Annotated in this window: 14 protein-coding genes; 10 read left to right on the top strand and 4 right to left on the bottom strand. The window is 39.7% G+C overall.

Annotated elements, in window-relative coordinates; translation table 11 throughout:
* Positions 1-233: 233 nt before the first annotated feature.
* Both G504_RS0109880 and G504_RS18560 read left to right on the top strand, forming a co-directional pair.
* The gene (locus tag G504_RS0109880) at positions 234-4,697 is read left to right on the top strand and encodes a S8 family peptidase (RefSeq protein ID WP_019670011.1); all 4,464 of its coding nucleotides are present in this window, start codon (positions 234-236) and stop codon (positions 4,695-4,697) included.
* 104 nt (positions 4,698-4,801) lie between these two features.
* A complete protein-coding gene (locus tag G504_RS18560) occupies positions 4,802-6,709 on the top strand; it encodes an adenylate/guanylate cyclase domain-containing protein (RefSeq protein WP_169336906.1) in 1,908 nt (635 codons plus the stop codon).
* 175 nt (positions 6,710-6,884) lie between these two features.
* On the opposite strand, the gene G504_RS0109890 is transcribed toward G504_RS18560, so the two are convergent.
* From G504_RS0109890 to G504_RS0109905, 4 genes are all read right to left on the bottom strand, one after another.
* Complete coding sequence (locus G504_RS0109890) at positions 6,885-7,895, bottom strand: LamG-like jellyroll fold domain-containing protein (protein ID WP_083930740.1); 1,011 nt, start codon at positions 7,893-7,895, stop codon at positions 6,885-6,887.
* Positions 7,896-8,019: 124 nt separating this feature from the next.
* Positions 8,020-8,223 carry a hypothetical protein gene (locus G504_RS0109895; RefSeq protein WP_019670014.1) on the bottom strand — a complete coding sequence of 68 codons (204 nt, stop codon included), beginning with the start codon at positions 8,221-8,223 and terminating at the stop codon, positions 8,020-8,022.
* Positions 8,224-8,330: 107 nt separating this feature from the next.
* Positions 8,331-9,863: a flavin-containing monooxygenase gene (locus G504_RS0109900; RefSeq protein WP_019670015.1), complete on the bottom strand. Its 1,533-nt coding sequence runs from the start codon at positions 9,861-9,863 to the stop codon at positions 8,331-8,333.
* Position 9,864: 1 nt separating this feature from the next.
* Complete coding sequence (locus G504_RS0109905) at positions 9,865-10,383, bottom strand: hypothetical protein (RefSeq protein ID WP_019670016.1); 519 nt, start codon at positions 10,381-10,383, stop codon at positions 9,865-9,867.
* 291 nt (positions 10,384-10,674) lie between these two features.
* On the opposite strand from G504_RS0109905, the gene G504_RS0109915 reads away from it, so the two are divergent.
* The 8 genes from G504_RS0109915 to G504_RS18565 all read left to right on the top strand — a co-directional run bounded on the left by G504_RS0109915 (position 10,675) and on the right by G504_RS18565 (position 24,542).
* Positions 10,675-15,054: a response regulator gene (locus G504_RS0109915; RefSeq protein ID WP_083930742.1), complete on the top strand. Its 4,380-nt coding sequence runs from the start codon at positions 10,675-10,677 to the stop codon at positions 15,052-15,054.
* Between the two features lie 29 nt (positions 15,055-15,083).
* A complete protein-coding gene (locus G504_RS0109920) occupies positions 15,084-15,461 on the top strand; it encodes a response regulator transcription factor (RefSeq protein ID WP_019670019.1) in 378 nt (125 codons plus the stop codon).
* A gap of 2 nt (positions 15,462-15,463) precedes the next feature.
* Positions 15,464-17,161, top strand: coding sequence for an adenylate/guanylate cyclase domain-containing protein (locus tag G504_RS0109925; protein ID WP_019670020.1), 1,698 nt, complete (start codon positions 15,464-15,466; stop codon positions 17,159-17,161).
* A 39-nt stretch (positions 17,162-17,200) separates the two neighbouring features.
* Positions 17,201-18,088 (top strand): ABC transporter ATP-binding protein, encoded by an 888-nt coding sequence (locus tag G504_RS0109930; protein ID WP_019670021.1) that lies wholly within the window; start codon positions 17,201-17,203, stop codon positions 18,086-18,088.
* 28 nt (positions 18,089-18,116) lie between these two features.
* Positions 18,117-21,761: an ABC transporter permease/M1 family aminopeptidase gene (locus tag G504_RS0109935; protein WP_026348494.1), complete on the top strand. Its 3,645-nt coding sequence runs from the start codon at positions 18,117-18,119 to the stop codon at positions 21,759-21,761.
* 667 nt (positions 21,762-22,428) lie between these two features.
* The gene (locus G504_RS0109940) at positions 22,429-23,403 is read left to right on the top strand and encodes a fatty acid desaturase family protein (RefSeq protein WP_040444125.1); all 975 of its coding nucleotides are present in this window, start codon (positions 22,429-22,431) and stop codon (positions 23,401-23,403) included.
* A 36-nt stretch (positions 23,404-23,439) separates the two neighbouring features.
* Positions 23,440-23,631: a cold-shock protein gene (locus G504_RS0109945; RefSeq protein ID WP_019670024.1), complete on the top strand. Its 192-nt coding sequence runs from the start codon at positions 23,440-23,442 to the stop codon at positions 23,629-23,631.
* Positions 23,632-23,888: 257 nt separating this feature from the next.
* A complete protein-coding gene (locus tag G504_RS18565) occupies positions 23,889-24,542 on the top strand; it encodes a tetratricopeptide repeat protein (protein WP_019670025.1) in 654 nt (217 codons plus the stop codon).
* Positions 24,543-24,680: the final 138 nt, after the last annotated feature.

Here is a 24,680-nt window from a genome sequence, read left to right on the forward strand (position 1 = left end):
ATAACCGAATTTTATTAATATCTTGGCTCTATCCAATCCTCCCCGGATTTTACCTGAAAAAGTAATGGCTTTAAGAAAATGAAATTTAGTCGTATCTTAGTCCTACCTCTTAGCTATTATTAAACTAACTCAAGTGCTTTTCCCAGGTCTTGCCTGCATGATTTATTCCCCCAGTTAAAAAAGGACGTGGCAGATATACATCCTTAAATAATAACCAAAAACTGATTTGTCAAATGTGGCACTTTTACTCAAATATTTTTTTACTTGTTAACAAGGCGCGTCATGGGAAGGCAGGATTGCTTAAATATGCGGGTTTATTTTTGTTAGTAAGTTTTTTAACATCCCCAATTACCGCACAAAAAGGTAATAACAATAGAGATGTTACGCTTACTGCCTGCATGGAAGATATTGGCAATGGGCTATACCGGGCCTATTTTGGGTACACCAACCCTACCAACAAACCTATTACTTTAGACAGCCCTGAAGACAGTTATATTTTTTTAAGTGATAGGATAGATGAGTCTGAATATGAGGGGATTCAAAAATTTCCGGGCATCAACGTTTTTGAGCCCGGCACCCATGAAAAGGTAATTCCGGTAGTCTTTGCAAAGGGCGGACATGCCAAATGGACGGTGGTTTTTGACCAATCCAACGAGGTTAAAATCAGGGTAGATTCCAACTCCCAGCTTTGTGAAGCAGATAGCTTTATTGTTCCGGTCATAGGTCCGGGAAATGGAAAATCAATAGGATTTATTACTCCTGAACTTATCTCATTGGGTGCAGGGACTGCCGGTAATAATCCGTCAGATGTAATTTATCAGATAGATTCCAATGAAAAAGTACTTATACAAATAATTCCATTTAACGGGCAAACTCAGGCCGTAATTGATGTGCTGGAGGACGTTTTTAGCCTTACTTATGATGGTAATAATTTGCAGAATTCCGATTTCATCGTTGATCCAGAGGTTATTAAATTGGAGGGGCTGAAGGCAATTGATGTCTTTTTCCCAATCAACAGACTACTCCCGAAACCGCCTTCGGAGCCTCAAGTTCCTGTCCTTGCAGATTATTTTGATATCATTAAAACGGCGCAGGCATTGTACACCCCTTTTACTTCAGGTGTTGCAGAGGAAACAGGTGATGCTGTCACACAGGGAGATGCCGCCCAAACCTCGGATATTGTCCGCGAATCGTTCCGTATTGTAACGGCTGATGGCAGTCGGCCTGTAGACGGCAGTGGCATAAAGATTGGGGTGATTTCCAATAGTTTTGATGCCAATCTCCCTGAACCAGGGCAACCAACCAATGAAGCCATAGACGTAGGGAACAGGGATCTTCCGGGGACCAAGGGAATAGGCAACCCTATCTATGATACACCTGTCCAGGTACTTAAAGATTATCCGTACACCTTTTCCCAAATATCCGATGAAGGAAGGGCCATGCTTCAAATTGCTCATGATATTGCACCGGGTGCGAGCCTGGCATTCAGTACCGGAGTTTTATCTCCCAGGGATTTTGAACTGGCTGTGCAAAATTTAAATAGTGCTGAAGCCGATATTATTACCGATGATATTACATTTCCGGGAGAACCCATGTTTGGTCTGAGCAACATTGGACGTGCTATCCGGGAATTTACCAATTCTGGTGAAAACTTTTATTTCACTTCTATCGGGAATTTTTCTAACAATGCCTACCAGGCTGTATTTCAGGCTTCCGGCAGCGCTGATATCCCCGATTTTGTTCCAGACCCCGAAGCCGTGGCACACGTGTTTGGAACCAATCCGGATGGTTCCGATGATATTTACCAAAGATTCAGGGTAAAAGCAGGTGAGACCTATATGATTGTCACACAGTGGGCCGAATCCTTTGCATCACAAGACAACAGTCTAGGGGCAACCAACGACCTGGATTTTTGGGTGGTAGACGATCAGGAAAGACTGCTCGTAGGAAATAATTATTATAACAACACCAAGGATCCCATTGAATATAGCACTTTTAAAGCAACTGCAGATGGCGAAGCTAATTTTCTGATTACCAGTGCCAATGGAAATCCGGGTAGCCTGGCGTTCAGGTACATCATCTTTGTTGCAAACAGTTTGGAGGTATTGGAGTATTTTAACGGCGCACCAACTATCAGCGGGCATGCCCTCACTCCGGAAGCATTTGCTATTGGTGCGGTAGATTTTCGCAAAGCGGCTAATCCTGTACCCCAGCCATTTTCTTCCTATGCAGGTACACTTTCAGATGGCTCCACGCCGCAGGCTACATTGGCTTCCTATGACGGTGTAAATACCAATGTTCTTACAATAGGCCAGAACGAAGTGGCAGGCGTACCTGTAGATGGGGATGAATTTAAAAACTTTTTTGGTACTTCAGCTTCGGTTGTTCATGCAGCGGCGGCATTCGCATTAATGAAATCAGCATTGCCTTCATGGTATGGGGAACAATTTGTTGACATACTACAACTTTTTAAAGATACAGCAGTCCCGGCTGGTAATCCCGACCAGCTTGGAGCCGGTGTAGTCAATGCGGTTGGAGCATTTAAACAAATTGCAACACAGACCGCCCTGATAACGGATTTTATAACAGAAGAAGGCAAGGTGGTGAGTGCAGAAGATTTTGAACTAACCATTAATGGCCTCTATTTTCCTGAAGATCCTAAGCTATTCTATGGTGATGAAGAACTGGAAATTACCTCATCCAGTGAGACCGAGATAATAGCTCTGGTAGGTCCTTTTACTGGTAACGAGCCTGTTACGGTGTTTACAAATTCAACAGTGCCCGAAGGAACAGACGGAGGTAAATCCAATCCGATTTTATTATTGGATGATGGTAAATTAGCCATTAATATTATTGCAGATGACGTTTCCATAGAATATGGGCAGGACTATGAGCAATTATTCGATTTTACGGTAGAAGGGCTTCCCGAAGGTGTTACTTTTGAAAGCCTTGGGCTCCCCGAAGTAATTTTTACAACCCCTGCTGTACCGCCTTATCCCAAGGTATTTAATTATGTTATTTTTCCCTCTTTTGACCTTGACAACGCCACACAGGAACAAGTGGATGCTTTAGAAGGGTTCGTAGTTAATTTTAAAAGTGGGTCTTTTACGGTGACCAAAAGGGCCCTTACCATAATTCCGGAACCTGTGGTTACTACCTATGGGGAGGCAATTAACCTTGAGCTGAATTACAACTATGCTAATCCAGGAAATATATCAAATAATACAGAATTCCTGGCCAACATTTCACAGGCACACAATGCAACATTTTTTGAAGATAATACCCTGGCTTTGATTAACAGGTTTAAAGCCGTCGTGAACACAGCAGAGTTTTTAGATTTGTTGGATGGCGGCAGTTGGATGGCAACAGAGAATACCCTTCTTAACAGGTTTAAAGCTGTGGTTAATGGAATGGACCTTATTGATCTGGATGCACAGGATCTTGATAATTATATAGAAAGTAGAGATAATTCTATAGAAAATAGATTTAAGGCTGTCGTAAACAGATTCAAGGCAGTCGTTAACGGAGAAGATCTGTTAACAGGTAAGGTGTTTTTTGAAAACAGGTTTAAAGCCGTAGTCAATGATGGTGACCTGGGAGGCACTGAGGATGGAAATGATTATTCCCCTGTATTTGCGGTGCTCCACGCAGACGATGATTCCGAAACTGGCGGCAATGTCTCTAATTTCTATTCCGTAAACCTTATTACAGGACTCGATGTAACCCCAATACCGGAAGTGCATTATTCCTATCCCGGTGCTTTATTTGCGCCTATCGGTGCGAATTTTAATATTACTTACGATTCCAGCACCATTACGGTAAATCCGGCTACATTAGTAGTTGAAACCGGAGACCTGATAATTGATCAGGGAACCATCATAGACACTTCCCTCATAAGCACTACTATTGAAGGCTACGAATATGATGAAACTCAGGTGGATGTATTCCCTGATGGCATCCCATATATCTTTGAAGATGCCAATGGGCTTGCCTATACTCCCGGTGCAACCGGAATCTATTTTATTAAAATAGCGGAACCCCGAAATTATGAGATTGAATATAGTAATATTGGAACGCTATATATAAATCCTACCGGTAATAACCTTCGAAAAATAAGGACTTACCTGGATTGTGTGGAGGAAAATTTCAGTGATCCTGATGGTTTGTTTTATATTGCACATTACCGTTATGAGAACCCTAATGAAGAGACTATTTATATAGCCGAAGGACCGGAGAATCAGTTAACCGGGCCGGCAGCGGCTACCAGCATGGGGGAATTACCCTTTATCTTTTTACCGGGCCAGGGCACTTTCTCAATTCGTTTTAATGGGAATACACTGAAGTGGGAACTTACAAGCAGGGACAGCACACATAAAAGTTCAACAACGTCCAATGCCAATGCCAATGACAACAGGTGCGATTCGGGAATTTCAGGTACGGATGCGTCCTTTATTTTGCATCCGAATCCTGTGAATGGCCTTAGGAATGACATATTGTTCATTGATCAGAATATTTCGGAGGTTGTTACCCTTGATATATTTGATTTCTATGGGATTTTATATCTTAACACTTCCTTGGATGGCAGAAATAGCCCGGTTACACATGAAATTAATATGGCTGACTACCCTGAGGGCATGTATTTTATAAGGATCACCTCCAAAGACGATGTTAATGTCTATACGGTGGTAAAAGACTGATTACAGGAACCGATATGAATATAGTGGGAAATAAAACAATCTTTGCAGCCCTGATCTGTTGCGCATTATTTTCGGCTAGGTCAATAATGTCCCAGGAATCTCAAATGGACAGTTTAAAGACTGTGGTTCAGTCAGGGAAGCAGGATACTTTGCAGGTTAATACCCTGAACGCTCTGAGCGTGGCCATACTTCAGAACGAGGATATTTCTGAATCCCTGGTCATTTCCAAAAAAGCCGCAGAACTTGCCGATGAACTTGGATATTTACGGGGAAAGGCATATGCAGAGAAGAATATTGGGATGGCTTATTACTATCAGGGGGACTTTATGGAAGTGCTGGACCACTGGACAAAATCTCTTGAAATTTTTGAATTCATTGAGGACAGCCAGGGTATAGCCAACCTATCTAACAATTTGGGGGCGGTGTATTACAGCCAGGGAAGTAATACGAAAGCCATCGATTATTACCTGCGATCTTTAAGTATCGCCGAAAAAATACAGGACACTTTGCGTATTGCCTCTGCTTTATTAAATATTGGTGGGGTGTATGGTGATAACCCCAATGATTACGATTTGGCCCTGGAATATTTTAACCGAATCCCAAAGTATTTGCCGGCAATAGATAAACCCCAAATAACTACTTCCTATTTAATGGGTGAAGGCGAGATCTATCTGCTACAGGGTAATTACAGGGAAGCATTGAAATACTATCAGGATGCCCTGCCGTTGACCCTTAATACCGCTGATAATACGGATAACCTTACCAAATTAGGGATCGTAGAATTTAAAATGGGTGAAAAACAGAAGGCAATATCCTATCTGGACCAGGCCTATCAAAATGCAAAAGAGAATAACCAACAATTGCAAATGGTTCAGACTCTGATTGAACTTGGAAAGGTCTATCAAAACGATGATTTTGCAAAAGCACTGAGTGCATTCCGGGAAGCGGAATCTTTGGCCAATGAAATGGGCATCAAATTTGAATTGAAGGATATTTATGAAGGTTTATCCATGGCATATGCCAATCAGGGAGATTATACCAATGCCTTCAAATACCAAACACAGTTGATTGCTGCCAAGGACTCCTTGTTTAATGTAGAAACTGATGATAAGATCCGCGGCCTCCAATTTGATTTTGATTTGGAAAAGAAAGAGGATGAAATTGGATTACTTGAGAAAGAGGCAGAGATTACCCAGTTGCTCGCAAAAAGGCAAAAATATGTAATCTATGGCACTATTTTAGGGCTGCTTTTCGTCTTTATCCTTGCTGTAGGATCTTACAAAAGATACCGTTACGTTAAGAAAACCAATAAGATCATCGAAGAGGAGAAAAACCGATCCGAAAACCTGCTGCTCAATATCCTTCCGGATGAAACCGCCCTGGAATTGAAGCAGAATGGAAAGGTAAAGGCCAAAAAATTTGAATCGGTGACCGTAATGTTTACAGATTTTAAAGGATTTACCAGTTATTCACAGAACCTTTCCCCGGAATTGCTCGTTAAAACTGTAGATTATTATTTTTCGAAGTTCGATGCCATTATGGAAAAATACGACCTTGAAAAAATAAAAACCATTGGCGATGCCTATATGTGCGCAGGGGGTTTACCCTTTCCTACCAAAGACCATCCCTATAAAATGGTACAGGCCGCATTTGAAATTGCCCAGGTGATGGAAGAAACCAGGCGCAACACGCCTAAGGATATCGTTCCTTTTGATGTCCGTATTGGCATCAATACTGGTGTCATTATTGCCGGAGTGGTGGGAACCAGAAAATTTGCCTATGACATCTGGGGAGATACAGTTAATGTGGCAGCACGCATGGAATCCTTATCGGAACCGGGAAGGGTAAATGTCTCTCAAAGTACGTACCTGCTTATCAGGGACCGGTATAATTGTGAACACCGGGGGCAAATACATGTCAAGAACAAGGGCATGATGGATATGTATTTTGTGAATGGTCTCAAAAAAGAGAAAATGCCAAATATTGAAAAAGAGAGTACAATTAATATCTAATGTTACATATTTAAGAAGAAAGACTTCTTTATTGATTAAACTTTAGGCCGTATAAGGAATAGTAACACTTCTTAAAGCAAAAGACTAACTATATGGTTAAACCAAATATGGAAGATTGTTTAGGGTTTTGATGAAGTCCATTAGACTCGTAACAGAATAATCTTTTAAAATTTAGTCAATCGTACATCTCAGAAATTTCAGCGCCACTCAACGCTTGATTGTAAATAGAGAACTCATCAATATCACCTTGATAAAAATTACCGCAAAGGGTAGTTCCCCCAATATAAAGATCGAGTGACGTCGTAAAATCGGCATCTAAGGCTATTGCAATTGAATTCTCTACGAGACCATCGAGGTAAAGAGTCATTGTATTATTTTCCCGAACCAATACGGCAAAGTGCCATGCACCATCATTCACAGCATCCAAAGAATTCAAGGTATATGTAGTTGATAAATCGGCAACCACAGATAGGGTACCGTCACCGGATTGAAGAAATCCAATTGAAGGTCCAACTTCAGTATCACCGCAATTGGTATTGCTTTTATTCCAAATGAACATTTCATCGGGACTGCTACTTTTAAACCAGGTTGAAATCGAAAAATTGGTGGTTCCAAGGGCGTTTTCTGGCGCTGAGGTTATCTGTATGTTTTGATTTATACCATCAAAAGAATAGGCGCTGTTCTCATTTCCAAATCTATCCATTGTTAAATTTGCTCCATTAACTGTTCCGTTATTTCCATTTCCGGATTCATCATTGGCATTTCCGTTAAATGGATAATATGCTATCGGAAGAATTGATAATTCACAGTCCTCATCAACAAGGCCATCGCAATCGTCATCTATTTGATTGCCACAAATCTCCTCTTGCCCAGAATTAATTTGGTCATCGGAATCATTGCAATCTACTTCACCACAGACACTGGCAATATCAAAATAGCCATCTCCATCCATATCTACCGCATCTCCATGTCGCTGATGCGCTCCAAGAGCATTATTACTTATATTAATTATATGCCCATTATGACAAACATCTGTTTTTGACTTTGTGGAAGTAGAAACATCCCCGGTATTAGGAACTGGGTTAAGATCACCTTCATTTAACCTATCCAACTGACATGAATATTGTATGGCAAAGAAGCAAAATAGAAATAAATTTAAAATATAGCTATTTAGGAATTTAGTCATAATAGCAAATAATTTTTTTACAAATATATATTTTAAAAGCTTGTTAGCATTCTCGACTATACGAATAGCCCTGTTGCATAAACTTTTAATGACGCAAATTCGCCTCCCACCATGTTCGCAATGATCAATGATCTGAACATTCTATTAGCACTTGCGGCATGGCTGGTAATTCCGGTTCTTCTTCATCAAAGTTTCCGGGGTCTGAATTATTGAATTCCAATCCAAGCGTAAAACTTTTACTGATTTCCACAAAAGCCGTTGTGTTCACAATTGGTATAGTGGCTTTATTCTGAGATTCGGAACCTAGCTGCTGATGAAGCCCAGGCATGATGCGTAGCCTGCCTATATAATTAACCCTGTGAAAAGGAATATAAAGCAGGCCAAGGTCGCATTTGGCTTTGATTCCTATTTTCCCAATCCTAAACCGGCGCCGGGCTAATTTTGAAGAAAATCAGGCACCAGGCTTTTTAACCCAAATTGCACCCTGCCACGCAATCCTGCTTTTACAATATGGTTATACGTACTTATAGGAAGTTTCTTTATTATTTCATGTGAAAGTTTAACTTTCCTGCCCGGACCGCGCAGTCTGAATTGCGTAGCCTGTGTAGGCCCATACATGAGATGCAACCAAAGTTTCGGGCGCAGGAAAAAGTATTTTCGAAGAGGCGGGTTGCAGCCAATAATTTTCGCCATGCCATTCATATATCCATGGTAATCCACCAAACTGCGTATTCGATCTGCATTTTCTTCAAATTGTTCACGGTATATGCTAAAATCTTTTTGTGCTACTTCATCCATTTCATGCGGATCCGGTAATTTCATATCCCCATTAAAAATTAGCGCACAATAACGTGATTGCATTTCCATGATTGGGAACTGACTTCCAAAACCGGGTCTCGCCCACCCTATCCAAGCTATGCGATCGCCATATTCGGGATGAAACATATGCTTATACATCTTCCTGGGATCGCAGGTCTTGAGTCCTTCTGGCATAAAGTCTACTCTATTCTGGTAACCGGTACAAAAAACAATAGTATCAATATCCTCAATACAAGTGCCTTCTGCATCGGTTAACTTAGCACCCCCCTTTTCCACTTTGGTAATAGCCCCCACTACCTTACATCCATGATGTGCAATTGCCTTGGGTAAGGCAAGGGTTTTGGTCCCAAATATGCCCCAGATGCCACGCTGAGCTGTAATTTTTTCATTGAGGTCTGCCAGGGCATCAAAAACGGGGTCTTGCCTTGCTCGCTCGAGTTTTAGGACAAATGGACTTAACTGTTTGCCATATTCACGGGGCAAATCCCATATTCCGCGATGTGTGGAAACATCAGCTGCATGTCCTCCGCGTCGGCGCGGAACCACCCATCCGGTAGATTCACGGAGACTTACCCAACATTCTTTGGCTACCTTGGAAATTTCATAGGCCACATCAGATCCTGATTCACCGCCGCCTACAACAAGCACTCGCTTACCCTCAAAATCGTTTGCATTTTTATAGTCCCTGGAATGTGAATAGGAAACCTTGGTTAGTTCTTTTTGCCAGTCAGGGTATTTGGGTACATTATTATTTCCTATCGCCAAAATAAGGCGTTTGGTTTCTATTAATTCATCAGATGCCAGTCTAATCTGCCAATGATCTTCTTCAATTGAAACAACTTCAGCCACCTTGCTGCCATAACGTATGTGTTCTTTCACCCCAAAATGGCCGGCATAGGAATTCCAATAGGAGACGGCTTCATCCTTACTCCAAAAATGATGGTCATTGCCTTCGCCTACCCAGAAATCCGAAAACATGCTAAAAGTTACGGAAGAGGTGAGGATAAGGTTGTCATACCCCTTTGAAAAAACGCCCCCAAGAGTATCTGACTGCTCCAAACACAAAACGTTCTTTATCCCTTTTTCGAGAAGTTCTTTTACGGCAACTATTCCTCCCGGACCTGCTCCTATTACTACACAGTTATACATTTTATACTATTAAATTTTTAATTTTTAAATCGGCTAATTCAAATAAGGGTAACATATCATGATCAATATCCTGCTTTTCAATAATATCCAGGTCATAACCGGCACTCAGATCCGGAGGCAGGACTTCAATTATCCCGGTATATCGTAATGGACTTCCGGAAAAAGTATCTATAGTGATAATTGAGATTACAGCAACACTATGTTCTTGATCAGTGCGAAAATCATTTTTTATCCAATCCGGCAATATCACAGGTACCATGCCAACGGTTTGCTTTTCATAATGAACTTTGGATTGTTGCAGGGTTTTTCCAAGCAGGCCTCCCGCGAGTATCGTCTGATGAACCTCTTTAATAGGTTTGTGATCTGTATTATAGAACCGGACAACCCCTACCGTCCTCGAAACATCCTCCTTATCTCTGAGGTGTACAATCCTTATTTCACTATCCTGGTGAATTATTTCACACGAAATGGGGCCATAAAGCTTCTCAAGAGCAGCGGTATGCAATTTTTTGCTATTCATCTAAATTAGAGTGCTATTCCCGGTTATACTTTTTATAATTCTCATTTTTACCATTTCAGATACAAGACTTCAAGGGCCTTATTATTGTCGCCTAAAATACACAAAAATTAAGAATGGCCTGTTGATTTTTGGTATCTATTGGCAAATGTCGCCGGCCTGTAGGAATCTTCGCAAAACATTGTTAAACAAACTCACATTTTAGAAATTACGTTATACGGTACCAATAAATTTTGTAAATTCCACTCATTATTATTTTTATTAAGACCAACCACAACTATTTTCCTGCCAACTATGCTAAAAACTATATTGCACACCTGCCTGAAGAACTTTGGCTTATTTATTTGTTTCTTCTTAATAGCGACCTCACCTCTTTTGGCCCAGAAACAATTGGGCAAACCAATTATTACAAATTATAAATACCAGGATTATGGTGCCGGACCTGCTAATTGGTGGGCATTGGAAGATGATAAAGGAATAATGTATTTCGCAAATGGTGCCGGGATTTTGCAATATGATGGAGTAAACTGGAAGATAATCAGGTTACCAACTGTTGGAGGTACGCGGTCGTTAAAAAAAGATAAGCATGGCACTATTCATGTTGGTGGTATAGGCGAATTAGGATATTTGGAAGCAGATGAAAAAGGAGAATTTCAATATAAGTCGTTGCTAAATGAAATTCCTGAAGAACACAGGTCTTTTAAGGATGTTTGGGAAATAGATTACCATAAGGGGCGGATCATTTTTAGAACAGAATTTAAATTATATGCCTGGGATGGTGAAAACATGAAAGTGATTACCTCTGAGGATGGTTATCACGTAGGTAATATTGTAAATGACACCTATTACTTGCGTATTTGGGGGGTAGGTCTCTGTATCTTGAAGGATGATGACACTTTTGAGCTTGTGCCGGGAGGAGAAGCGTTTACCAGCGAACGTATTTATACAATCTTGCCTTATGATGAAGATCAATTGCTTATTGGTACAAGAACCCAGGGGTTTTTCCTATATGATGGAAAAGAATTTAAACCTTTTAAGACAGAAATAGATGCCTACGTTAAAGATAAATTATACCTGCCGGGAGTAGCCCTGGATGATGGTCGTTTCGTGTTAAATACTTTTAGTGATGGCGCTTATTTAATTGATCATGATGGAAAATTAGTACAGAAGTATACCACAGATAATGGTTTGCAGGATGGGAGCGTGGATTATGTATATGTAGATTCGAGAGGTGTTCTTTGGATTATGCTCTTAAATGGAATTTCCACTACCAACCTTAATTCCTCATTTACCTTGATGGATTCCGATATGGGGTTGTCTACAAATGTGGTCAATGCTGTTTACAGGTTTAATGGAACCCTTTATTTGAGCAACAACGATGGTGTTGCTTATTTGGATGAAGATGAAAAAGTGATTAAAAATATACCCGGCACCTTTGGTCAGGGAACTAATTTTTTGGAATTAAATGACAGGCTTTATGTGGGAACCAATGGGATGGGCTTTGTTGAAATTACCGGGACAACCTTTAGGTATGTTCGGGAAAATGTCGATTATGATTTTAGAGCCGGTCAAATTTATCAGTCAAAGAAAGATCCAAAGCGTGTATATGTATCACATCAGCAAGGAATAATAAGTTTTTATTTTGATGAGGGTAAAAATCAATTGGTAGAAGAATCATTCACCAATGAACCAACCAGAAGTAGTGCTAATATGACTGAAGCTTCTGATGGAAGTTTGTTTGTAGAGTCTAGTGTAGAAAGACAGGTAATACGTATTTATCCCAAAATAGTTGATAATAAACTAAGTTTCTCGGATTCGAAATTTGATTACCTGGATACCGGAAATGGATTGCCGAATTCCAGAATATTTTTTGTGGAAGCCGGGGAAGAAACTGTTTTCTGGGCATCAGAAACCAAGCAGTCTCTTACTTTTGATGAAAGTAAAAACCGTTTTGAAGAAAAAAAATTCTTTTTTGGCGACCAGGTAGATTTTGACACGCCCGGAACTAATTTTTATAAAGATGATCGGGATAACCTGTGGTTTGATGTGGGATCCGGATTAATGGTGGCCTCAAAGGATTCTAATGGAGATTATACCATTAACAAAGATACTTTTAAGGAACTTAAGAATAATCGAATCTGGACTATTTACGTTGAGGATTCCAGAGAGAATGACACCCAATTGGCATGGTTCACAGGTCCTGATGGGGTTATAAGATATGAAGGAAATCTTGCTAAACCATTTGTTCCCAACTTCAATGTAGAATTGAGAAAGTTGGCTATTACGGGAGATTCTCTTATATATGCCGGCAATTCAGATTTTCCTGAAGGTCTTAAAATATCCTATGACCAGAATAATGTAACTATTGGCTATGCAGCCCCCTTGTTTATTGGGCAAAATGAAATGCAATATAGCACCCAATTAGAAGGCCTTGACAAAACATGGTCTGAATGGACCAAACAGGCATCCAGAGAGTATATCAATCTTCCGCCCGGAAAATATAGTTTTAAAGTAAAAGCGCAAAATGTATATGGGGATGTCTCAGAAGAAAAAACTATCGGCTTTAATATTATTGCGCCCTGGTATAAAACCTGGTGGGCTTATACACTGTATCTCTTAGGCTTTCTCCTTCTCGTCTACGCTATTGTAAAAACCAGGACTAACATCTTAGTAAAACAGCAAAAAGATCTGGAAGAAAAAGTGGAAGAACGCACCAAAGAAGTACAACAGCGTCTGGAAGAGTTGGCCACAGTAAACCATGTAAGTAAGGCGCTAACCGAAAAATTAGAACTTAATGAACTGATACAGCTTGTAGGTAATGAAATGAAGAAGCTTTTTAAATCGGATATTACTTATCTGGCCTTGTTAGATGAAGAAAAAGGGATTATCAATTTTCCCTACCAGGATGGGGATGATATGCCTCCCATGGATTTTGGGGAGGGATTCACTTCTAAAATTATTCAGAGCGGTGAATCTTTATTAATAAACAAAGATACCGATATAGTTGCCCAGTACGACAAGTATGGGATCGCCCAGACGGGCAAGCGGGCTATCTCCTATTTAGGGGTTCCCATTCCTGTGGAAGATAAAATTATTGGAGTATTAAGTGTACAAAGCACGCAATTGGCCAGCAGGTTTAATCAGGAAGATAAAAACTTGTTGAGTACAATTGCAATTAACGTGGGTATTGCCCTTCATAATGCAGAACTTTATGAAGAAGCCAAAGGTGCCAAAGCAAAAGCAGAGGATGCCAATGAAGCGAAAAGCGCCTTTCTGTCTACCGTAAGTCATGAATTACGTACCCCATTGACATCTGTATTGGGTTTTGCAAAAATCATCAGGAAAAGGCTCGAAGAAAAAATATTTCCTGCGGTGACCGTTGATGATCAAAAAATAAAGCGAACCATGCAACAGGTTAGCGAAAACCTTAATGTGGTGGTGTCTGAGGGGGAGCGCCTTACCAATTTGATCAATGATGTTCTGGATCTCGCCAAGATAGAATCAGGCAAAATGGAATGGAATAAAAAGCCTATTTTCATCCAGGACGTCATCAGCAGGGCCATAGCCAGTACATCTTCCCTGTTTGAAGAGAAAAAGCTAAGCCTGAAGAAAAAAGTTGCTGATGATCTTCCGGTAGTCAGTGCAGATGAAGATAAGCTGATACAGGTGGTTATTAACCTCTTGTCCAATGCCGTTAAATTTACGGATAAGGGATCTGTCATTATTGAAGCATCTCTGGACAACGGACAAATAATTGTTGAAGTACAGGATACCGGGATAGGAATTTCGGAGGAAGACAGGCACAAGGTATTTGAACGTTTCAGGCAAGCCGGGGATACACTTACCGACAAACCCAAAGGCACAGGACTGGGCCTTCCCATTTGCAGGGAAATCATTGAACATCACGGCGGTATTATCTGGATGAAAAGCACAGAAGGAGTTGGGAGTACATTTTTCTTTACCATTCCTGTTATGGGAGAAGGATCGGATAAGCCTCCAATTCAACTCGACAGAATCCTTAAAAGCTTAAAAAAACAAATTAAGCACTCCTCTCTTAAAACGTTGAAAAAGGCGCAGACTATTTTAGTGGTGGATGATGATACGCCTATCCGGTCTTTACTGCGGCAGGAACTTACAGAGGCGGGGTATGAGGTAAAAGAAGCCGCCAATGGCAAAGCGGCCCTGGACATGGTGCGCTTATCAAAACCGGATTTAATAATTCTTGATGTCATGATGCCCGAAATAAACGGATTTGATGTGGCGGCAGTACTAAAAAACGATCCGGCAACTATGGACATCCCAATAATCATTTTGTCTATTGTACAGGACAAAGAACGGGGATATAAGATTGGTGTAGACCGCTATCTTACGAAACCAATAAATACAGAACATTTGTTTCATGAAGTAGAGGAACTTCTGGAACAGGGCGTATCCAAGAAAAAAGTACTGGTAGTTGATGAAGACGCCTCAGCCGTTAAAACGCTGACCGAAGTATTAAATGCCCGGGGCTACAAAGTAGTGGAGTCTACTTCCAAGGACTTTTTGGAAACAGCTACTAAATCCAAACCGGATATCATAATGCTAAACTCCGTTTATAATGGGGATCAAAAAATAATAAAAGACCTGAAATTGCAGGAAGGAATGGAAAATGTTATGTTTTTTATCTACGAGTAAAATAAATCAAAAAAGAAATTAATTATTATATGGGACAAAAATTACTGATAGTAGATGATGAAGCTCACATCAGAATGTTAATTGAGCAAACATTGGAGGATTTGGAGGATGAAGGGGTAGAATTATTGTTTGCTGAGAATGGTGAAGAGGCATTAAACTTAATAAAGGAAGAAGAACCAAATCTTGTATTCCTCGATGTTATGATGCCTAAAATGAATGGAATGGAGGTTTGTCAGATAGTAAAAAAAGAGCTCAATTTAGCACATGTTTACATTATACTTTTAACTGCAAAAGGTCAGGAAGTTGATCGGCAAAAAGGGCTTGATATGGGCGCAGACCGATACATGACAAAACCTTTTGACCCCGATGAGATGCTGGCTGTCGCGGAAGAAATACTGAAAGTATAGGAATGACCCGGCAAACAGATTCTAAATATTATTTAAAAGCCCTGAAAAATATCTTAAGGAAAGGAAAAAAATCACAATCCGCCTTGAGTGATATCGCTTCGAAACTGGGATTAAATTTCGGGGTAATCGGATGTGACGAGATGCTGCTATTCGGCACTATCAGTGAGGGGTTTCAATCTTTTAACTTAAGTCTGGATGACGTTGTCTATGGTCGGTTACTGACGTCAAATGAGGATGGGAGATTATTAGCCAATATGTTAATGGTCCTGGTTGAAAAAGAACTCGAAAAGAAAAAAATTGGAAATGAGGTTTTAGGCCTGTATCGGGAAATAAATATGATCTATAGTTTTAGTGAGATGATCTCTGAAAAAATAGATGAAAAATCAATTGCAGAGATGGCCCTTACAGAAGCCTCTCAAATTATTAATTCAACACATGGTCTCTTTTTAATTTATGAACCGAAACAAAATGAAGTAGTTGAACTTGCTTCATTTGGCCTGAATCCTGAGAAAGAAAAGAACATCCATAAACTCAATGTTCTGCTCAAAGAACTGATTAGCAGGGGTACATCGGCCATTGTACCTTCAAATAAAATCATAAATAATCCGGCATTAAACCATCTGAAGACAATTATGTATGCCCCGCTTAAGGTGAAACACCGAACCCTGGGCATGGTTATATTGGGTAATAGTGAAGAAAAAGAATTCACGGCAGCTGAATTAAAACTACTTACTACAATTTCATTACAATCGGCAGGCGCTCTGGAAACTGCCCACCTTTATCAGAAAGGACTAAAGGAGGCAAAGGAACGGGAAGAAGCTATCAGGTCTATTCACGAAGTAAGTCAAAAATTTGTTCCAAATGAGTTTATTAAATCCCTGGGGAAAGACAGACTTACGGAAGTATCTTTAGGTGATCTCGTAGAAAAAGAAGTAACTGTGCTTTTTGCCGATATCAGGGAATTTACGACAATATCAGAGAATCTGGACCCTGAAGACAACTTCCTTTTTATAAATTCCTTTAATAAAAGGATGGGGCCTATTGTACGTAAAAACGACGGATTCATTATGCAATATCTGGGTGATGGCTTTATGGCGCTTTTCCCTAATGGTTCCCAGACCGCATTGCGAGCTTCGGTTGAAATGCATTCAGAACTAAGGATATTTAATGAAGAAAGAGCAGTTAAAGAACGTTTCCCGATAAAACTTGGAATCGGGATGCAAAATGGTAATCTTATAATGGGCATTACAGGCGATATAGAAAGACTGGATGCAGCAATTATATCGGATACTGTGAATACGGCTTCAAGAATTGAAGGGCTTTCCAAACATTACGGGTCTTCTATTTTATTAACAGACAACTGCAAAAATAATCTGACCCATCCGGAAGAGTTTGATTTCAGGTATTTAGGACCTGTTCAGGTAAAAGGAAAACAAAAACCTATAGATCTTTACGAATGTATAAACGGTGACAACGAACAACTTTCAAAGCATAAATTAGCAACCCTTAAAACCTTTGAAGAAGGTATGAAACAGTATTTCATGAAAGAATTTGCAATGGCTGCCGTAACATTTCAACAAATTGTAAAAAAAGAACGAAGTGATAGTGCTGCCAAATTGTTTCTAAACAGGTCGGCCCACATGATAACACAGGAAACCGGTGACGACTGGAAGGGAATTGCTACTATATCTTCCAAATAATCCTGACTTAATACATAAACTGACATACCAAACATAACTATGGAACTACAAATAAAAAATTTAAACAAAACCTATTCCAATGGCGTTCAAGCCCTGAAAGATGTCAACCTTACCATACCGCAGGGAATGTTTGGGCTTTTAGGACCAAATGGCGCAGGAAAATCATCCCTTATGAGAACACTGGCTACTTTGCAACAGGCAGATTCCGGCACGGTAACTATGGGTGATATAGATATTTTGAAGGATAAAGCCAAAGTACGGGAAATACTTGGGTACCTGCCGCAGGAATTTGGAGTATATCCGAAAATAAGTTCCTATAATATGCTTAATCATATTGCTTCGTTAAAAGGAGTCTCCAATAAATCTGAGCGCAAAGACCTGGTAGAGTCTTTATTAAATAAGACCAATTTATGGGACGTTCGTAATAAAAGCCTTGGCACCTATTCCGGGGGCATGAAACAACGCTTTGGCATTGCGCAGGCATTGATTGGGGATCCCAGCTTAATTATTGTAGATGAACCCACAGCCGGTTTAGACCCGGCAGAACGCATTAGGTTTCATAATTTATTAAGTGAGATTGGGGAGAATACGATCGTTATTCTATCTACCCACATTGTAGACGATGTTTCCAATCTGTGCAACAATATGGCTATCATATGCCTCGGAGAGGTGGTAGCGAAGGGGAATCCCTCTGAACTAACTGAGAACGTTAAAGACAGGATATGGAAAAAGGGAATAGAAAAAGGAGATCTGGAAGAATATCAGTCTGAAATGCAGGTGATTTCCACTTATCTAAAGGCAGGGCAAACCATAATTCATGTGCTTAGTGATGAGCGGCCCGATTCCACTTTTGAACCCAGCAAGGCCAATTTAGAGGATGTTTATTTTGCCGAGATCTCATCCAGAATGGAGCGAATCACAGATTAAGCAATTCATCACTCAAAAACTATCCAGTATGTTTAAAGAAATATTCCTCTTCGAGATAAAGTACAGACTAAAACGGCCTGCTACCTGGGCCTATTTTGGCATCCTATTCGTTTTCGGGCTTATTGTGGCCATTGGTGGTAACGGACCGGCCTCAGAAAAAGTATTTGTCAATTCTCCGGTCGCCATAGCAACTATGCTAAATACAATCAGCATTTTTGGTATAATGCTGGCCAGCGCTATCATGGGGGTGCCGGTGTACAGGGATATTGAGCATAAAACAGAAAACTATTATTTTACCTACCCTATTAGCGAAAAGGGCTATATTTCAGGTCGGTTTTTTGGCTCGCTTTCCGTGTTGTTTTTAATTAGCCTTGGCCTCCATCTGGGCCTAATTATAGGCTTTATGATAGGTCCGTATGCAGGCTACGAGGAGCCTGAAAGATTTACCTCCTTTAATTTTTGGTACTATTTACAACCTACCATAATTCTCTACTGGAGTAATTTTTTCTTTGCCGGATGTATCTTCTTTTCTTTGGTGAGTTTAACGAAGAGAGTTATGCTGGCTTATGCAGGTGGCGCTATTCTCTTTATCACCTACCTGATAACTTTAACACTAACCCAGGATATAGACAATAAAGCTTTGGTTAGTCTCCTGGATCCATTTGGGTTTGGTACCTATAATAACATTATTGAATACTGGACTCCGGAAGAGCAAAATACCTTAATGGTTCCTTTTAAAGGGATGCTTGTATGGAATCGTGTCCTCTGGGTGGGACTTGGCTTGACAGCCCTTTTATATACCTTATTTAGGTTTGATTTTCAACGCTTTCTCAGCAGGAGTTACCGTACTAAAAAAAGAAAAAACCTGGAAGAAGATACTAAAGGTTCTGCAATTCATACTCGTATTCCCGAGGTTGCCAAGGTTTATTCCAATGCACTCAATGTAAAACTCCTTTTCAAGCTCGCCATTATAGAGTTCAAAAATATTATCAGGGATAATTTCTTTATTGCTATTCTGGTTGCCGCAGTACTTTTCTTGTTTTTTGGTGCCTGGTTTGGCTTTCCTGTTTATGGTACCCCCTCCCTACCCCTTACCTATTACATGCTGGAGGTAAAGGACTTTGAGTTTATAATTTTAATATTTGTGTTGATTGTTTTTATGACAGGCGAAGTCCTCCACAGGGAACGAAATGTCAACTACGATCAGATATTCGGTTCGCTGCCCATCCCTAATGGTATTATTTATGGCTCTAAATTCCTTGCACTTACCTTTGTAAGTTTTCTGTTGGTAAACCTAATTCTTATCAGCGGAGTTTTTAATCAGGTAATAAAAGGTTATTTCAATTTTGAGTTCGATAAGTATTTCACTGACCTGTACCTGATTGAATTTCCGAAGTACATCATTTTTGTGATGCTTGCCTTTTGCGTGCATTCTTTGGTAACCAAAAAATTTATTGGCCATGTGATTGCCATTGCTATCTGGGCAACACTTTTTGGGTTGAATAGCTTTCTGGATGTAGATAACAATCTATATCTATACAGCTATGCCCCCGGATATACGGTTTCGGACATGAATGGCTTCGGGCATTTTGGCACTTCGCTTTTTTGGTTCAGACTTTATTGGCTGGCATTTGGGGCTATACTTACCCTTTTGGGTTTTCTGTTTTGGAAACGGGGTACCGATTCCGGGAGTAAAGCGCGCCTTCAAATTGCCCGCGGTAGATTAAAAGTAAGCACGCTTTCCTCTATAGTTCTGTTAGTCCTTATATGGTTGGGTTCCGGAGTCTTCATAAACTACAATACCAAAACATTAAATAATTATAGGACCGAGAAGGCAGGTACCATAGCTTCTGCTGATTATGAGAAGCAACTAAGCCAATATTACCGGAAAACGCAGCCCAAGGTTATTGATGTAAAGGTAAATGCAGATCTGGTTCCGGAAAAGCGGAGGGCTACTATCAAAGTGACATATAAGATGGTAAACAAATCGAACGAAACCATTGATTCTCTTCATCTCAACTGGGGAGGACCGGGCATCTTCCATAAAAAAGTTGAAGACTTCAAAATAGATGGAAAAACGCCCGTTCTTGGTAAGAAATACGAAGCTTTTGGTTATGAAATCTATTCCCTGGGTAAAAGCATGCAGCCCAATGACACCCTGGTTATGGAGTTAAGCGTAACCGGTTCTTTTAATGGGTTTCCCAATGAAGGCAGTGGATCGGACATTGTATACAACGGTACATTCCTTAATAATAACTTTTTCCCCTCTTTCGGCTATTCCACGGAGAGTGAATTAACAAGTGATCAGGACCGCAAGAAATATGAACTCCCTATCAAAGATTATCAACTTCCTCCACAGGACGACGAATGGGGTTTGCAAAATCTTTTGTTTAACGACGATGCAGATTATGTAACTTTTGAGGGGACCGTAAGCACGGCTCCGGATCAGATAGCAATTATGCCGGGCTATTTGCAAAAAGAGTGGGAAGAGAATGGTAGGAGGTATTTCACTTATAAGATGGAAGGTGATTTGGATTTCTTTTACAATATTTCCTCAGCAAGGTATAATGTGCATAAGGAGGTTTGGACCGGTAAAAATGGAGAAAAAGTTAATATCGAAATTTTCCATCATCCAACACATACTTATAATATGGATCGTTTTGTAAAAGGGGTGCGACATTCACTGGATTATTTTGCTGAAAATTATGGCCCTTACCAGTACCGTCAAATGAGAATCCTGGAATTTCCACGCTATTCCACCTTTGCACAGTCCTTTCCCAATACCGTTCCATTTGCGGAGAGTTTTGGTTGGGTAGGAGATTTTAGTGACCCTGAAGATCTGGATTATGTATATACAGTAACGGCGCACGAAGTGGCACATCAGTGGTGGGGACATCAGATTACCCCTTCAGCTACCAGGGGTTCCAACCAGATATCAGAGTCAATGGCAGAATATTCTTCCCTAATGGTGATGAAAAAAGAATATGGCGTAGATGCCATGCAGGAATTCCTCAAAGAAGAACTGGATAACTACTTAAGGAGCAGGGCAAATGAAAGTAAATTTGAAAAAACACTGCTCGATAATGACAATCAGGCCTATGTCTGGTACAGAAAAGGCGGACTTATACTGTATGCCTTACAGGATCTTGTGGGAGAAAAGAATCTAAATAACGCATTCAGAAGTTATGCAGATTCTGCAGCTTTTCGACCTAAAGCGCCATTTACGAATACAAAGGAATGGTATCATTTTATACATACAGCCACTCCGGATTCTTTAAAATATTATCTGGAAGATAGTTTTGAGAAAATCACCCTGTATTCCAATAAAACTTCCAATGCAACATATAAGCAATTGGAAAATGGACAATACGAGGTTACTATTGATGTGCAAAGCGGCAAAAGTCATTTTGACGGGAATGGAAAACTCCTCGGTTCACCGGAACAGCCAAATGTTCTGGAAATTGGGATTTTCGGGGAAGATGTAAAGAATGATTTGGGAATGACAGTTAAATCGCCCATTGTATTGGAAAAAAAATGGGTGAAGCCCGGTGAAAGTTCCTTTACTTATACGGTCGATAAAATGCCCATCAAAGCGGGAATTGATCCTTATAATAAAATGATTGACCGAATTCCGGACGACAATTTGATAGCTGTGGAAGAAAAACTTGAATAATTGTTCAGGGATAATTATTGAATTGTAATTAGCAGTACGGTGAATATTGACTTAACTACTTAAATACAAAATCTCTACATGACCAGCATTTGCCGTAGTATTTCGTAAAATATAAATAGTGGGTTTAGGAAAAGGAATTGGTGATTATTTGATGACTCCTACTAATATATTATTCATTTTTAGCGGTTTAACACTTTATTTGGAATAGTATTTTAAATAAAATGTATCTTTGGATTGTTAAAAGGTCAGAAAGCTTGCCTTTATTTCGATCTACCCGGATCTTTAATTTACTCCCGCTCTCTTTAGTTTTTAATAGCAATAGTGCAAAAAACATTTTATAAGCCGATACGAAGAAGAAGTGATTCTGGTTTAGATATTATTTTTGGTGAAAAGTAATTTTCCTCATATACATCAATTAGTTTCTTCAACATTCCTCAAATTATTTACCGTCAGAAAACATTAGTGAACAAGCATATTTGGTGTCCATTAATTTCATATGCCGGTTTAAAGCTTCAAACTAAATAATTACAATATAGAAACGCCAAAATTTTCAGAAAGATCGGGTTCCGACTTTTCAAAGACATTAAGAAAAAGAGTAAAAATCTATTTCAAATCAAATGATCTAAGTATACATGCCACCAAAAGCATGGTTGTAAAAACAATACTTATGTTATCACTATTTCTTTTACCAATGATCATTATCAACAGTGGTCTTATAAGCACTGCCTTGATACTTTTCGTGCTATATATTATTAGTGGATTGGGAATGGCAGGAATAGGTATGGGAATTATGCATGATGCCATTCATGGTTCCTATTCTGGGAATAAATACGTTAATAAATACCTGGGATACTCCATGAACCTAATAGGTGCGAATGCAACTGTATGGAGAATTCAGCACAACGTATTGCATCATACCTACACAAATATAGAGCAAGCAGATGATGATATAAATCCTCCTGCTGTCCTGCGATTTTCACCTCATGCCAAAAAGAATTGGTTTCATAGGTTTCAACATATATATGTTTGGGCTTTCTATGGACTGTCTACTATTTCCTGGATTACTTCAAAGGATTTTGTAAGAATAAATCGCTATAGAAAGCTAGGGTTTTTTAGTAAAAAAAATGAATTTAAAACAGAACTGGTGAAATTAATAGGATGGAAACTTCTCTACTACACCTATGCATTAATCCTGCCACTTTTGATAGTACCACTGGCACCATGGATTATTATTCTGGCTTTTCTAAGTATGCATTTTGTAACCGGTATTTTGATCAGCATTGTATTTCAGGTGGCACATATAATGCCTAGTGTAGAATTTCCCTTACCTGATGGAAATGGTATACTAGAAGGCGACTGGCATGCACATCAACTAGCAACCACTAGTAATTTTTCACCTAGAAGCGGGTTATTATCCTGGTTAATTGGGGGGCTAAATTTCCAGATAGAGCATCACTTATTGCCAAATATTTGCCATATTCATTATAAAAAAATATCAGGTATAGTACAACAGACGGCAAAGGAATATGGTATTCCCTATCATATCAAAAAAACACTCAGAGCCGCTATTTGGGATCATATAAAAATGCTTCGAGAATTAGGCAGAGTAGAACCGGTTGTAGCACCGGCGATAATGAATTAATATATAAAAAAATAATTAATAATAAATATTTAAATAATGACAGAAGGAACAGTAAAATTTTTTAATAGGACCAAAGGATTTGGTTTTATAAAACCAGTTGATTCAGACGAAGACATCTTTGTTCACCAAAGTGGCCTTATCGATGAAATTCATGAGAATGACAACGTAAAGTTTAATTTGGAAAGAGGACAAAAGGGAATGAACGCAGTAAATGTGGAAGTAATCTAAAACCTGAAAACCAAATATTTTAGACTAAGCCATCATAACTGATGGTTTTTTTATTTCCGTAATTTGTAATAGAACAATAATAAGAATTTATAATATAGATTTAAAAGTAACTCGCCAAAGCCAGAAGGCCAATTATAAGAAATAATATAAAAAAAAGGTAAAACTAAGGATGTCTATATCTTCCAAAACCCCTTAGGTAGTGCAAAAGTTTTCTACTTTTTAATTTGTAAATTGGGGTATATTAGAAACTATACATTATGGAGTCATATAGATTCAAAATTCTTGCATTTAATGCATGTATCCTTGCCACCATGGCATTTGCGGTCGAGACCTTTGCCCAAGTTAAGGAAAATGTAAATTTTAAGGCCGGGATTGCGGCTTACCAGGCCAACAACCTGCCTCTGGCTTATAAAGAGTTTCTCACGGCTGCCAGCTCTGGCCATGCCGATTCCCAATTTAATTTGGCTTTGATGTATGAGCACGGTATTGGAGTTGCCAAAGATGAAAAGGAAGCGGTTGTTTGGTACGGTAAATCTGCTGCTCAGGATAATTCAGCGGCGCAATACAACCTGGGAGTGCTCTATGAAAATGGACGCGGCACAGCGGTTGATTTCGCAAAAGCCAATGAGTGGTATCGTAAGGCCGCCGTTCAGGGTGATCCGCTGGCCATAGGCAACCTGGGTATGCTTTATATACGGGGACAGGGTGTAAAAGAAAACAGGATCGCGGGCCTTGCGCTATTATTGGTTTCGGCTACCATGGATCCATCGCCTCAAAACCATGCCAAACAAAATATTTCAACTACCCAGGGCCTATCTTCTGAAATGATTGCAGAAGCCCAGGTACTCGCACAGGAACTGAGCAGTGCGAATAACTTTCTGAACCCTCTGGATAATTATTTGAAGGAATAGAAGAATAACTCTTTATTTTTATTATGCTGTCGTTATTCCTGATACTGATCCCTGAGGTACCGGATTTGAGATAATTTATCCTGTACAGTCCGGAAATTTATTTCTGCACAATCCCAAATATCAGGAAAATCTTGGCTC

The sequence above is a fragment of the Eudoraea adriatica DSM 19308 genome (assembly GCF_000382125.1).
In the GTDB taxonomy this organism is placed as follows: Bacteria; Bacteroidota; Bacteroidia; order Flavobacteriales; family Flavobacteriaceae; genus Eudoraea; species Eudoraea adriatica.

Bases quoted from the DNA above. Each gene is read 5' to 3' on its own strand.
- G504_RS0109880 (WP_019670011.1), top strand. From the start codon at position 234: ATGTGGCACTTTTACTCAAATATTTTTTTACTTGTTAACAAGGCGCGT.
- G504_RS18560 (WP_169336906.1), top strand. From the start codon at position 4,802: ATGGACAGTTTAAAGACTGTGGTTCAGTCAGGGAAGCAGGATACTTTG.
- G504_RS0109890 (WP_083930740.1), bottom strand. From the start codon at position 7,895: ATGACTAAATTCCTAAATAGCTATATTTTAAATTTATTTCTATTTTGC.
- G504_RS0109895 (WP_019670014.1), bottom strand. From the start codon at position 8,223: ATGCCTGGGCTTCATCAGCAGCTAGGTTCCGAATCTCAGAATAAAGCC.
- G504_RS0109900 (WP_019670015.1), bottom strand. From the start codon at position 9,863: ATGTATAACTGTGTAGTAATAGGAGCAGGTCCGGGAGGAATAGTTGCC.
- G504_RS0109905 (WP_019670016.1), bottom strand. From the start codon at position 10,383: ATGAATAGCAAAAAATTGCATACCGCTGCTCTTGAGAAGCTTTATGGC.
- G504_RS0109915 (WP_083930742.1), top strand. From the start codon at position 10,675: ATGCTAAAAACTATATTGCACACCTGCCTGAAGAACTTTGGCTTATTT.
- G504_RS0109920 (WP_019670019.1), top strand. From the start codon at position 15,084: ATGGGACAAAAATTACTGATAGTAGATGATGAAGCTCACATCAGAATG.
- G504_RS0109925 (WP_019670020.1), top strand. From the start codon at position 15,464: ATGACCCGGCAAACAGATTCTAAATATTATTTAAAAGCCCTGAAAAAT.
- G504_RS0109930 (WP_019670021.1), top strand. From the start codon at position 17,201: ATGGAACTACAAATAAAAAATTTAAACAAAACCTATTCCAATGGCGTT.
- G504_RS0109935 (WP_026348494.1), top strand. From the start codon at position 18,117: ATGTTTAAAGAAATATTCCTCTTCGAGATAAAGTACAGACTAAAACGG.
- G504_RS0109940 (WP_040444125.1), top strand. From the start codon at position 22,429: ATGTTATCACTATTTCTTTTACCAATGATCATTATCAACAGTGGTCTT.
- G504_RS0109945 (WP_019670024.1), top strand. From the start codon at position 23,440: ATGACAGAAGGAACAGTAAAATTTTTTAATAGGACCAAAGGATTTGGT.
- G504_RS18565 (WP_019670025.1), top strand. From the start codon at position 23,889: ATGGAGTCATATAGATTCAAAATTCTTGCATTTAATGCATGTATCCTT.